Origin of the sequence: Arsukibacterium sp. (genome assembly GCF_033721375.1) — a bacterium.
In the GTDB taxonomy this organism is placed as follows: domain Bacteria; phylum Pseudomonadota; class Gammaproteobacteria; order Enterobacterales; family Alteromonadaceae; genus Alishewanella.
Genome location: NZ_JAWWAP010000008.1, coordinates 213,618 through 223,758, shown reverse-complemented (window position 1 = coordinate 223,758; position 10,141 = coordinate 213,618). Strand labels below are relative to the sequence as shown.

Genomic DNA, 10,141 nt, shown 5'->3' with positions numbered 1-10,141 from the left:
AGGTAGATGAACTTCTCCGGACTTACCGCATGAAACGCAGTGAAATGTTCTCATGCCGGTTTCTTTATCCAGATTGGTGCACTCCATAATGCCACCCCTACCTTTGGCGCAGTCAGAGTGCCAGAACTGAAACTGTTTAAAGTGGAAAGTTATTTCAATTTGCATCACTCACCCCACATGCGGCAGCAGAGGCGGCAGTTTGCCAGTGCGCTGCGCTTCGTTGATTTCAGGTAACAGGCGCTGGCCAACGGTTTCACCGCCGGGCAGTACCAGGTGCGCCATAAATTCTTCTTCAAAGGTGGTTATGCCGGCTTCTACTGCTTCCAGCTTGGCCTTAACTACCAATGCCAGTGCTCGGTACCGCTGACGGCAGGCTTGGTCCCACTCTTTTTGCGCTACCGCTGCAGTTCTTTTTTTGCCGGTTTCAGTCGTCCAAAACTGCTTATCTGCTTTATCTGGCAGTGGCACGACAATGCGAACCTGCCTGCCGCCCATAACAAACCCGACAGCAACGCTGCCAGGCTTGGTGCCATACATGAACTGGTCAGCGCCGTACTTGGTTAAGGTGCGCTCGATTTCCATAACGCTTTGGCTGGTACCAACTGCTGTTTTTTCTGCGTAGGACATTAGGTGCCTGCCTTAGCCGGTTGACCTATTTGTTTTGGTAGGTCCTCTTCGACTAATGCAACAACAGGTATCCAGTACTTAGCAAGAGCATCATTGATGCTTTCCTTGCCGTAGTTAGCACGAATTCCAGCACTAAGAAGTCTCAAAACGTCTTGCGTTAACACTGATCTAACTCGCTCAACCTGCGACTGCAGTTCAGTTACTTTCTTTTGTGCAGCATAATGATCTTGATAGGCCTGTATTTTCTTATCCTCTGACGCAATAAAAGCACTGGTCAAAACTAACGGGTTTTCTCCGCGCTGGTGCAGCATCATTGCGAAGTTGGCTAAATCCTCAAATGTGCCGAAGTTCGCTTTGTTTAGGTGCGCAACAAGCAGGTTAGCCAGGTGCTCACCTGAGCAAAGCTGCTTATCATCCCAGCCGTGCCGGCCTTTATTTCTGGCTGCAGAAAGCTTTGCTTTCATTGCAACAGCAAATCGGTCAACGGCTTTATCGTCCGGGTGCTGACTAGATAAGACGGCGTTGCGTTCTGGTACCAGGTCAGCGCGAACATAGCGGGTGGCATCTTCTTCTTTCATACCTTCGCCCGGGGCTGGAGTGTCAGACCAGATATGGTCGTGTTCGTCGCCCAGCATTGGTACCAGGTAAATTTCTGCTGGGTTGTCTTTATGGTTGATCATGCTGCAGCTCCTGCTTTATCAGCGCATAGCTCTGGTAGATTGGCGCGTACCAGTGCTTCTGCGAATGGGGGTGGTACTGCGTTGCCGCAGCGTGCTACTTGCTTGGCTTTTGGTATTGGCTTGCCGTTCTGGTCGACGTTGATCACGTAGTCAGCCGGGAAGCCCTGGGCGGCGAACAGTTCGTGTGGTTCCAGCATACGCATGCCGATATCCACTATTTCGTATTGCTCGCCCTGAACGGTTACCAGGCCAAAGCGGTGTTTGGTGGTAACGGTTTGCAGCGGATCCTGTAGTGGGTGGCCAATGTTGGTGCCGTAGTATTTCAGCAGGAACGCCCGCACTTCACCGACATGGTTTCCGCCGCTGGTGATGGTTGGCATTGGCTCGGTTACTGGCTGGCCGTCTTTGCAGGTGCCGCGCAGCTTTACCAGGTGGCTGGTAGCTAAGCCGAACCGGGTGGCTCCTGCCATTACGGTGTGAAACTGTTCAGCTGGGCTTTGGCCAATACTGTTCTGCTGGAACTTAGTCATAAACGCCGCGACCAGTTGCGACTTACCACCGCCGCCAGCTGTTATGCTGCCTGATGGTTCCGTTACCGGATGGCCGACCGATTTACCAAACTGGCGGGCAATAACCGGTGCCACTAATGCAAAGTGGCCGCCTTTAACTTCGGCGCAAACAGTGCGCAGCGGTTCATTAGCGGGCATGTTGCGCTGGTGCGTAGCGTTAGCATGTTCGGTAATGAATGGCGTTAATGTCGGCACTACCAAACCGTGCGCATCACGACTGGCCAGCACGGTGTTGAATGGCTTATCAAGCCCCTGACCACGGAAGTGATCGCCGCTATGGTTGCAGGTAACAATAAACGGCTGGGCCGCATCTATTACAAAGCGCTGAATGCCTTTGGCGATCCGGCGCATGGTGTTTTCTGCCAGTGGGCGCTTGCGCTCGAATATGCTTGGGCAAGGTATAGACCAGTCGATACACTCTGCAGCAGTGCGGTATGGCAGCATTTTGCCGGCTAATACTGCAGGGCTATCTGGTGCGCCGTGGGTTGGCTCTGGCCAGACTATTGGCTGGCCGTCACAACGGGCCACCATAAACAAGCGCTTGCGTATTGTTGGTGCGCCATAGTCACAGGCCCGCAGTTCGCGCCACTCTACTTTGTAGCCCAAGCCGCGGATAAGCTTGGCGGTGTCAACCAGGCCTAATACGTCTGCACATTCCTGCAGTGCCGGGTGATCAGCATCAACGCCAGTGCTAAGCATGGCAACAAAGGCTTTGAATGTTTCGGTTTTGCGTTCAGGGCATGGCCAGCTGTTGCCGGTGTCCGGACATTCTATTAACGGGCCCCATGTTTTAAATTCTTCTACATTTTCCAGCATGATCACCCGTGGGTGAACTTTCATTGCCCAGCGAATTGCAATGTAAGCCAGGCCGCGTATTTCACGGCTAACCGGTTTGCCGCCTTTGGCTTTACTGAAGTGTTTGCAGTCTGGCGAGAACCACGCCAGATCAACCGGCCGGCCAGCGGTCGCTTTAACCGGGTCTACATCAAACACGCTTTCACAATAGTGCAGGGTTCCCGGGTGGTTAATGGTGTGCATGGCAATGGCGTCTTTGTCGTGGTTGATTGCGATATCAACAGACCGGCCAATAGCCATTTCAATACCAGTGGATGCGCCGCCACCGCCGGCAAAGTTGTCAACGATTAAGCCGCGCATGATTTTTCCTTATTATTTTGTGCTTCCTGCAGTTGGGCAACCAGGTAATCGATTACTCCTTGTTTTTTCCATTGCCATAACAGTCTTTCGTTTGCAGCTATGCATAACTCTTGATAAAACTCGTCAGTAGGCTCACACGGGTTGGTATCAATAGCCGATTCAACAATATCCAAAACCTCAGCTGGCCACTTGTGGGCTTGCTCAGGCTCTACCATTTCCCCGGCGGCGGGAATATGGTCCGCCTGCTCGTTGCCATCGATATGCACCGAGCTTTCAACTTCATCACCGAATACGTCCCAGCCTGGTGCTGATACCCGGGCAAACATTTCAAGCCGGGGCACATCACCGCACAGCTTTACTATGTCGTCACGGAATATTGCGGGCTTGGCTGAATGCGCGCCTACCACTTCATCGCGCACTTGGCGAATGCTGCGGCACTCTGCTTTAGGCTTGCCGCGAACGGCGATTAACGCGCACTCTGCACCGGCCCTTGTCCAATAACCCATGCCAAAGTGGGGGATAAGGTTGGTTGAAAGCTTGCGCCAGATAAAGGCATTCATATTTTTCAGGGTAAAGCCCCAGGCCTTAACCAGATCCAGCGCCTCTTGCGGCTGGCTGCTGACGTACCACATAACCAGCACGCAGTCTTTTTCGCACAGCGCCGGCACATCAAGCGCTTTCAGCTGGTCCGGTGACATAACTGAGTAGTGAGCCGCTGCGCCAGACTTCATGCTGCCGCCAGATTTAACGCTGTTGAACTGCCAAGGTGGATCGGCGTAGATGATGTTGTATTTTTTGCTCATACCCTAACCCCCGTAAACAAATGCACTGGCGCCACGGTGCCGCCGCATTGCTCTACAGCTTCGGCTATCGCCCCGGCTTGGTTGTGATAAGCGGCCACCGGCTTGCCGTTGACCATAACGATGTAGATGGTTTGGACTGTCATGGTTAAGCCCTCCGGTTCTGGTGCAGGCAAATTACTGCCAGATCACCGGCCAGCTGATCCAGCACGTTTACCAGCTGTGGTGCATGCGGTTTGATGATTAATGAAATGCCAGCCAGGGCGCGTTGCTTTTCCGCTATATCATCAACAACTGGGTATTGCTCTGGCTGCAGTAGGCTGGCCAGTGCGTCGAGTTCGGCAGTAATGTCTGCGGCCTGGTCAGGATAGGAAAAGTTGATACTGAAATCTGGGCTGTACGGCAGAACCACGCGACCTGATTCCTGAACTGGCTGGCCAGTAGCGTTATCAACGTCGATAACTTCTTCATCGGCTGCAGGTTGGTCTTTATCGAAGTCAATCAAGTCAGATATTTGCGGCTGTTTAGTTTCAGCAGCTGCGGTATCAGCCTGGCTGTGTTCGGTGCTGGCAAGTGCCAGCAAGCTTTCGTTGGCTGGTTGGGCATCTTTCAGTGTTTTGTACATACCGTTTGGCTGCTTACGTAAAACACCTTTTTCCAGTGCGTCGGCCAGCAGCTGGTGCACAACGGCGTCGGTAACAGCCAGGTGCTTTTTCATTGCCCGAATGCTTTTGGCTTCCGCTTTGCAGTACACCATTAGTTTTTTAACCTGGCTGCACAGTTCGCCGGGGGCGGCCATTTTTAATGCTGCGTTAGTTGCTGGCATGGTTAGCACTCCTGTTTGTTGCTAATAGGTAATTCGTTGATAGATAACACCAGCTTTAACCCGGCTGGGCTTAGCCAGTAGCGGCCGTCGTGGTGCTGCAGCAGGCCAAGCTGGCGCAGTTCGTTAGCCAGGGCAGGGCCTTTGCCTTTGTCGGCTACGCCGTTAATTTCAAACTGCAGCGGGTGCATTTGGGTGCAGCCGTCGCGGTTAAAGGCGCGGTGCCATTCGTACACCACAGCTAAGCCGGCTTTTTGCTCGGGCTTTAAGGTGTCGTACAGGCTAACCAGCTGGTAACCGGCGCTGTGGTTTTTAACCACCATTGGCACTGGTGATGCCCGGCGTAGTGCCGCGGCCTGGGTAAGTGAGTTTGCTAGCATTGGGTAGCCTCCTGCTGGTGCTGTAATTGGTTAATTCGCAGCTTGATCATGCGTTGCACGTAATCGTGGATTGCCTTTGTACCGCCTGCGCTGTGCATCATTTTAAAATCTTGCAGGTACAGGTCTTGTGCCAGGCGCTGCAGTTCGATAATTACTGAATCGGTATTCATGGACGGCCCCAGGCAAACGCAGCAACAAACAACAGGGCGGCGATAATGGCCAGTACCCAGATAAAGCGGTTACCGCCGGTGGCAGTGCGCTGGTTGATGTAGTCGGTTAGTGGTTTCATGATAATGCCCGTTAGCTTGCTTACGTTTAATGTAAGTCAGCTTACGGCATTACGTCAAGGATTAAAGTAAATTCTCTTACATTTATTTTTTAGACAATAAAAAACCCGCCGAAGCGGGTTGGTAATTTTAAAGATTAAATATTTATCTGAGCACAGAATACCAGAACACCCGACCAAGCACTTTAATGTTTATGGCCTGTTCGGCCTGGTAATCTTCATCCGGGTATTCATCTGAATTAAAGCTACGCAGCCTTAAGCCGTTGCCGGGCAGACGGTACAGGCGCTTAACCTTTAACAGGCCATCATGATCAATGGCATACATATCACCATCTTTTATTTTGGTGTTGCCGGTATCGATACCAACAGTTGCCTGGTCAGGCAGAACCGGCTCCATGCTATTGCCGCTTACTGTTACACAAGCCGCTAGATCTGGCTGGATGTTGTAACGGCGCAAGGTTGACTTGGCGAATCGCAGTTTAAATCCGTTATCAAGTAACTGTACTACTGAACCAGTTCCTGCTGACAATTCAACTTCCTTATAAAATGGCAGCTCTACTTCATCATCGTTTAGCGGAGTTTTACTATCCCATAAATCAAAAGAGCCAATAGTGTAAGTTGCTGCATGGTCACTTACTCCGCCTTTCTGTTTGGCATCTTCGTCGCCAGTTAGCAACCACTCAGGCGTCACGTTTAAAGCCTGAGCAAGCTTGATTAAATGCTTACCGCTTGGCATTCCACCGCTTTTGCTATCGGTTTCCCAGTTAGAAACAGAGACGCGATTAACTCCGACGACTTTAGCAACGGATTCCTGGGTTAGCTTAAGCCATTTTCGGCGGCTTAATATTCTTTCGCTCATTTTCATGTAAGCAAGCTTACCATTAAGAGTTAATTCCATCACCGAAAAAATCCTTGCGTTATTATGTAAGCTCACTTACTCTAATTGTTAGTTGATTTACTTTTAGGTGCTCTCAATGAAAAAAGCCGATGTTATAGCGCATTTTGGCGGTGTAACTGAAACCGCTAAGGCGCTTGGTATCAAAAGCCAGGCTGTTTCTCAGTGGCCAGAAGATGTTCCAGAGCTAAGGGTTTACCAGATCGAGAAGATAACCGCTGGCGCCCTTAAAGCTGATCAGCTGAAAGCTGTTCAACAAGCCTCTTAACCACGCTTAAAGGATAACAGCCCCATGAGCAATAACACGTTAAAGCCAAACACCATTCCACAGTGCCCGCAGGATGCGGCCTACATGCTGGGTAAGCGCCATAACACGAGCGACTTGGCCCGCAAGCTGGGGGTTAGCCCTAATGTGCTGGGTAATAAGCTGAACCCGGATCAGGAGTTTCACAAGCTTAGCCTGGGCGAAGCGGTGGCCATTACTGAACTGGCTAACGATAACGCCATTTTAGAAGCCTGGGCCCACCAGCGCGGTGGTGTGTTTGTAAAAGTGCCAGAAGAAGTGTGTTGTGACGAGGAACTGAGCGACCAGCTAATGCGGGTTAGTGAGGAACTGGGGCACGCAATGGCTGAAATACGCCACGCCCGGGAAGATGGCGTAATTGACAGCATTGAGTTCGAGCGCATTAAAGCCAAGCTGTTAACCACCATTACCGAAGCGCTGGCGCTTAAAACGGTGATTAAAGGGCAGGTACGTGATTTGCCAACCCACCCCGCGATTGTAATTAGTAAGGGCTGAGCATGATTGAACTTACATATACCCAAGCCGCCTTGCTGGCACTGGTCTGGGCGTTCTTTTTGTCCGGTAAGTTTACCGGCAGCCGCAGGATGCAATCTGGCTTTGGCATGCGCCTGGTTAATACCGTTACTAAAACCATCGTTATTTTCTTTTATTGCTACTTCCCATTTTTGGCGCTGGCAGCGTGGGGGTGGTTTAACGGGTTTATTGATTTGATATGAACACTTGGGCAACGCTTCGCGGCCCAGTTGATGAGCGAAGATATAACTAAGTGGGGTGGTTTATGCAGCGAGCGCTGTAATGGCGTTAAGCACCTTTAGCGGTAGAGATACCGCGCAGTTTATTGGGTTGGTGTTTTAGGGGACTTATGAGCCGATTGGCCACGGGCGAGCGAACCGGAGATAAACACCAACGCCAATGCGCTGCTTTAGCGCAGAAATGCAGCATGGGTGGCTGCAATGTGTCCCGGCCACTGGGTTAAGTGGCAGCTCTGAATGAAACTTAGCGCGGGGCAGGCCATTGGCAGCGTGTAGTTCGGTGTGGCAAGCCGTTAATTCATAAATTAGCCACTATGTGAAAGGAAAGCAGTGCAGGAAAGTTACGAACCCGAATATGGCCTGCACCCATTTGAGGGTTCAGCCAAGAAAAGCTAAATCAGTTAACTGATAAGTTTTGATAGTAAAGCATGTATTCGCCTGGCAATTGATGCAGTTGCCAGCCGAATGCAGTGAAGCCTGTAGCCAGGCAGTGTGATAAGCGTGAAAGCGTGTCGTACTAGTTAAGTTGCGTGGGTTGGCATGATGCTGGCCGGATGGGCCAATTTGCCCTGACGTGTAAGCGCACACCCGACGGGGTAGCCGGAGTTAGCGAACCGGCCACTGCAGACTTAAAAAAGAAAAGCCCGCTGGTTCAGAGCGGGCCGGTCATTAACTTAGAACAAAGGTAAGCCAATGACAGCGACAAATTTAATTGATTTTAACGCTAAGCGCAATGGGGGTAACCAGGTGATAGCTGATACTGACGATGGTTACACCAGAACGGCCAACGCCATTCAGGACCAATTGTGCAAAGCCGACCTAACCGGCGCCCAGTTTCGGGTGCTTAGTGCCATTATTCGTATTACCTACGGTTACAACCAAAAAACCAACCGCATTACCAATACCTATTTGGCAGAGCTTACTGGCGTGTCTGAAAAGGGCGTTAGGTTGTGCCTGGCTGAGTTGCATGGCCGCAATATGATCACGCTGGAAAAGTCGGGCCTGATGAAGTTGGTTGGCGTGAATAAGGTGATCAGCGAATGGGTTGTAACCACTGGTAAAAGTGAAAAACAGAGTGCAAAAGGCAAGGTAAGCCGGAACAACAGTTCCATACTAAGACGGAACAACGGTTCCTTTAAGGCGGTACAACAGTTACCACAAGACGGAACAGTAGTTCCGCACAAAGGGAACAGTAGTTCCAGCACTAAAGACAACCTTAAAGACAACTTACTAAAGACAACTTCTAAAGATCATGTGTCGGCGCCTTCGGCCCCCGACGCCGATTTAAAACCTGATGCGGCCATTCAAAAAGGGAAACTCTGGGGCACGGCTGAAGATTTAGACATTGCCAACCAGTTTGATGCCATTTTAAAAACCACCCTGGGCGAACACCACCGGCCAGCCAACCTAGCGCTATGGGCTAACGATATCCGGCTAATGCGAACGCAAGACAAGCGAACCGCTAAGCACATGATCACCCTGTTTGCACTGGCCCACACCGATAAATTCTGGAAAACCAATATTCAAAGCCCGGCTGCACTGCGCAAGCAATGGGCACGGCTGGCAAGTTTACATTCTGAGCGTAAAAGCGGCCTGGGTAACGGCCAAACAGGCATAACCATTGGTGCTGACGGTAAACCCATGACAGCACAGGACTGGGGCATTAAGGCCCGTGAATTGGCGGTGAAATTATGAATAAGCCCGTTTTGTTAACCGTACCCCGCGGCATGCTGGCCAAAGTTAAAGCCCATGCCAAGCACAGCGCCTTTACACCAGATGATTACCTGGCATTTCAGCAACGCGAAGCCAAGGCTGATTACCAGCGGCAGCAAGCGCAGCTGGCAGCAGAACGCCACCAGCGCGATGTTAAAAACCTGTTGGAACGCAGCGGTGTGCAGGATATTTACCTTAGCGCCACGCTGGAAAGTTACCAGGTATACCGGCCAGAGCAGAAAGCCGCCATAAGCACCTGCCGCGAATACCTGCAGAGCTTTGGCCAGCATGGTGCTGTTAAAAACATGGTGTTCTGTGGCAGTACCGGTACCGGTAAGAACCACATGGCCAGTGCAATATGCAATGCGCTTAACGCCAGTGGCAAAAGTGCTGTAGTGGCCACGGCGTTTGAAATACAAATGAAAGCCCGTGCAGCCCGACGCCACGATAGCCGGTTAACTGAGGAAAAGGTTATAGCCAGCTTTGCTAACGTGGATCTGCTGGTGCTGGATGAAATAGAGCTTGGCAGCACACAGGATAACGACTGCAAAATAGTAAACGCCGTGATTGATCAGCGGGTAACACAGGGTAAGGGCAGCATTGTGCTTACCAATATGAAAATTGACGAGCTGGCAAACCACATGGGCGAGCGGATAGCCGACAGGCTGTTAAGTAGCTTTTACCTGGTGGAATGCTACTGGCCCAGCTACCGCACTAATAAGCCGGTGGCTGTATGAACCAGCCAGATTACAATCTACGCAACCTAACCGCTGAACAACATGAAGCGGCTGCAGACGATACGCTGGCCTGCTACTGGCTGCACTTAAAAGCGGCCGGCAAGCTAAAGCGCCATGAAATTAATAAGCGCCTGGCTGATATGCCAAATGCACAGCGGGAACGCATGCGGGCAGCGCTTAACCGTAATTTACCTAAGTTTAAGGGTGCTAAAAATGCCGCATAACAACGAAGCCCAGTACCACATTCAGGAAGCCATTAACCACTTACAGCAAGCAGGCACTATTGTGCTGCAGCAGGCCCCGGCTGATGATCAATCAGTGTTCCAACCAAGCGAACTGGCCGGCAACGAATTACTGCTGATTGCTGATCACCTGGCGAACGTGCGAAAGGTAGCGCAGCTGCCGGTTACTGGGGCTTAG

Annotated in this window: 17 protein-coding genes; 7 read left to right on the top strand and 10 right to left on the bottom strand. The window is 51.2% G+C overall.

From position 1 onward, the window contains the following. Window positions 1-168: 168 nt before the first annotated feature. From R3187_RS14210 to R3187_RS14165, 10 genes are all read right to left on the bottom strand, one after another. Entirely contained in the window at window positions 169-627 is a 459-nt protein-coding gene (locus R3187_RS14210; RefSeq protein ID WP_318967713.1) for a hypothetical protein, read from the bottom strand. Continuing rightward, entirely contained in the window at window positions 627-1,307 is a 681-nt protein-coding gene (locus R3187_RS14205; RefSeq protein ID WP_318967712.1) for a hypothetical protein, read from the bottom strand. Before R3187_RS14205 ends, R3187_RS14210 begins: the two co-directional genes overlap by 1 nt. Next, window positions 1,304-3,031, bottom strand: coding sequence for a DNA cytosine methyltransferase (locus R3187_RS14200; protein ID WP_318967711.1), 1,728 nt, complete (start codon window positions 3,029-3,031; stop codon window positions 1,304-1,306). Before R3187_RS14200 ends, R3187_RS14205 begins: the two co-directional genes overlap by 4 nt. Further along, on the bottom strand, window positions 3,019-3,834 hold the full coding sequence (locus R3187_RS14195; protein WP_318967710.1) for an MT-A70 family methyltransferase: 816 nt from the start codon (window positions 3,832-3,834) through the stop codon (window positions 3,019-3,021). The genes R3187_RS14200 and R3187_RS14195 overlap by 13 nt, the downstream gene beginning before the upstream one ends. Then, the gene (locus tag R3187_RS14190) at window positions 3,831-3,977 is read right to left on the bottom strand and encodes a hypothetical protein (protein ID WP_318967709.1); all 147 of its coding nucleotides are present in this window, start codon (window positions 3,975-3,977) and stop codon (window positions 3,831-3,833) included. The genes R3187_RS14195 and R3187_RS14190 overlap by 4 nt, the downstream gene beginning before the upstream one ends. A 2-nt stretch (window positions 3,978-3,979) precedes the next feature. Next, window positions 3,980-4,657: a hypothetical protein gene (locus R3187_RS14185; RefSeq protein WP_318967708.1), complete on the bottom strand. Its 678-nt coding sequence runs from the start codon at window positions 4,655-4,657 to the stop codon at window positions 3,980-3,982. A 2-nt stretch (window positions 4,658-4,659) separates the two neighbouring features. Next, on the bottom strand, window positions 4,660-5,034 hold the full coding sequence (locus tag R3187_RS14180; RefSeq protein ID WP_318967707.1) for a hypothetical protein: 375 nt from the start codon (window positions 5,032-5,034) through the stop codon (window positions 4,660-4,662). Continuing rightward, window positions 5,028-5,204 (bottom strand): hypothetical protein, encoded by a 177-nt coding sequence (locus R3187_RS14175; protein ID WP_318967706.1) that lies wholly within the window; start codon window positions 5,202-5,204, stop codon window positions 5,028-5,030. The genes R3187_RS14180 and R3187_RS14175 overlap by 7 nt, the downstream gene beginning before the upstream one ends. Further along, window positions 5,201-5,323, bottom strand: a complete 123-nt coding sequence (locus R3187_RS14170; protein ID WP_318967705.1) for a hypothetical protein — start codon at window positions 5,321-5,323, stop codon at window positions 5,201-5,203. The genes R3187_RS14175 and R3187_RS14170 overlap by 4 nt, the downstream gene beginning before the upstream one ends. 142 nt (window positions 5,324-5,465) lie before the next feature. Further along, a complete protein-coding gene (locus R3187_RS14165; RefSeq protein WP_318967764.1) occupies window positions 5,466-6,218 on the bottom strand; it encodes a helix-turn-helix transcriptional regulator in 753 nt (250 codons plus the stop codon). A 76-nt stretch (window positions 6,219-6,294) separates the two neighbouring features. Between R3187_RS14165 and R3187_RS14160 the strand changes: the two genes are divergently transcribed. The 7 genes from R3187_RS14160 (at window position 6,295) to R3187_RS14130 (ending at window position 10,141) form a co-directional block, all read left to right on the top strand. Beyond that, window positions 6,295-6,483 carry a Cro/CI family transcriptional regulator gene (locus R3187_RS14160; RefSeq protein ID WP_318967704.1) on the top strand — a complete coding sequence of 63 codons (189 nt, stop codon included), beginning with the start codon at window positions 6,295-6,297 and terminating at the stop codon, window positions 6,481-6,483. A 24-nt stretch (window positions 6,484-6,507) separates the two neighbouring features. Further along, window positions 6,508-7,014: a phage regulatory CII family protein gene (locus R3187_RS14155; RefSeq protein ID WP_318967703.1), complete on the top strand. Its 507-nt coding sequence runs from the start codon at window positions 6,508-6,510 to the stop codon at window positions 7,012-7,014. A gap of 2 nt (window positions 7,015-7,016) precedes the next feature. Beyond that, window positions 7,017-7,235: a hypothetical protein gene (locus tag R3187_RS14150; protein WP_318967702.1), complete on the top strand. Its 219-nt coding sequence runs from the start codon at window positions 7,017-7,019 to the stop codon at window positions 7,233-7,235. Window positions 7,236-7,964: 729 nt separating this feature from the next. After that, on the top strand, window positions 7,965-8,966 hold the full coding sequence (locus R3187_RS14145) for a replication protein (protein ID WP_318967701.1): 1,002 nt from the start codon (window positions 7,965-7,967) through the stop codon (window positions 8,964-8,966). Next, complete coding sequence (locus R3187_RS14140) at window positions 8,963-9,721, top strand: ATP-binding protein (protein ID WP_318967700.1); 759 nt, start codon at window positions 8,963-8,965, stop codon at window positions 9,719-9,721. The genes R3187_RS14145 and R3187_RS14140 overlap by 4 nt, the downstream gene beginning before the upstream one ends. Continuing rightward, a complete protein-coding gene (locus R3187_RS14135) occupies window positions 9,718-9,945 on the top strand; it encodes a hypothetical protein (protein ID WP_318967699.1) in 228 nt (75 codons plus the stop codon). The genes R3187_RS14140 and R3187_RS14135 overlap by 4 nt, the downstream gene beginning before the upstream one ends. Beyond that, window positions 9,935-10,141: a hypothetical protein gene (locus R3187_RS14130; RefSeq protein ID WP_318967698.1), complete on the top strand. Its 207-nt coding sequence runs from the start codon at window positions 9,935-9,937 to the stop codon at window positions 10,139-10,141. Before R3187_RS14135 ends, R3187_RS14130 begins: the two co-directional genes overlap by 11 nt.

What these genes read in the sequence shown, in the direction of transcription:
- R3187_RS14210 (WP_318967713.1), bottom strand. Translation starts at nt 627, where the DNA reads ATGTCCTACGCAGAAAAAACAGCAGTTGGTACCAGCCAAAGCGTTATG.
- R3187_RS14205 (WP_318967712.1), bottom strand. Translation starts at nt 1,307, where the DNA reads ATGATCAACCATAAAGACAACCCAGCAGAAATTTACCTGGTACCAATG.
- R3187_RS14200 (WP_318967711.1), bottom strand. Translation starts at nt 3,031, where the DNA reads ATGCGCGGCTTAATCGTTGACAACTTTGCCGGCGGTGGCGGCGCATCC.
- R3187_RS14195 (WP_318967710.1), bottom strand. Translation starts at nt 3,834, where the DNA reads ATGAGCAAAAAATACAACATCATCTACGCCGATCCACCTTGGCAGTTC.
- R3187_RS14190 (WP_318967709.1), bottom strand. Translation starts at nt 3,977, where the DNA reads ATGACAGTCCAAACCATCTACATCGTTATGGTCAACGGCAAGCCGGTG.
- R3187_RS14185 (WP_318967708.1), bottom strand. Translation starts at nt 4,657, where the DNA reads ATGCCAGCAACTAACGCAGCATTAAAAATGGCCGCCCCCGGCGAACTG.
- R3187_RS14180 (WP_318967707.1), bottom strand. Translation starts at nt 5,034, where the DNA reads ATGCTAGCAAACTCACTTACCCAGGCCGCGGCACTACGCCGGGCATCA.
- R3187_RS14175 (WP_318967706.1), bottom strand. Translation starts at nt 5,204, where the DNA reads ATGAATACCGATTCAGTAATTATCGAACTGCAGCGCCTGGCACAAGAC.
- R3187_RS14170 (WP_318967705.1), bottom strand. Translation starts at nt 5,323, where the DNA reads ATGAAACCACTAACCGACTACATCAACCAGCGCACTGCCACCGGCGGT.
- R3187_RS14165 (WP_318967764.1), bottom strand. Translation starts at nt 6,218, where the DNA reads ATGGAATTAACTCTTAATGGTAAGCTTGCTTACATGAAAATGAGCGAA.
- R3187_RS14160 (WP_318967704.1), top strand. Translation starts at nt 6,295, where the DNA reads ATGAAAAAAGCCGATGTTATAGCGCATTTTGGCGGTGTAACTGAAACC.
- R3187_RS14155 (WP_318967703.1), top strand. Translation starts at nt 6,508, where the DNA reads ATGAGCAATAACACGTTAAAGCCAAACACCATTCCACAGTGCCCGCAG.
- R3187_RS14150 (WP_318967702.1), top strand. Translation starts at nt 7,017, where the DNA reads ATGATTGAACTTACATATACCCAAGCCGCCTTGCTGGCACTGGTCTGG.
- R3187_RS14145 (WP_318967701.1), top strand. Translation starts at nt 7,965, where the DNA reads ATGACAGCGACAAATTTAATTGATTTTAACGCTAAGCGCAATGGGGGT.
- R3187_RS14140 (WP_318967700.1), top strand. Translation starts at nt 8,963, where the DNA reads ATGAATAAGCCCGTTTTGTTAACCGTACCCCGCGGCATGCTGGCCAAA.
- R3187_RS14135 (WP_318967699.1), top strand. Translation starts at nt 9,718, where the DNA reads ATGAACCAGCCAGATTACAATCTACGCAACCTAACCGCTGAACAACAT.
- R3187_RS14130 (WP_318967698.1), top strand. Translation starts at nt 9,935, where the DNA reads ATGCCGCATAACAACGAAGCCCAGTACCACATTCAGGAAGCCATTAAC.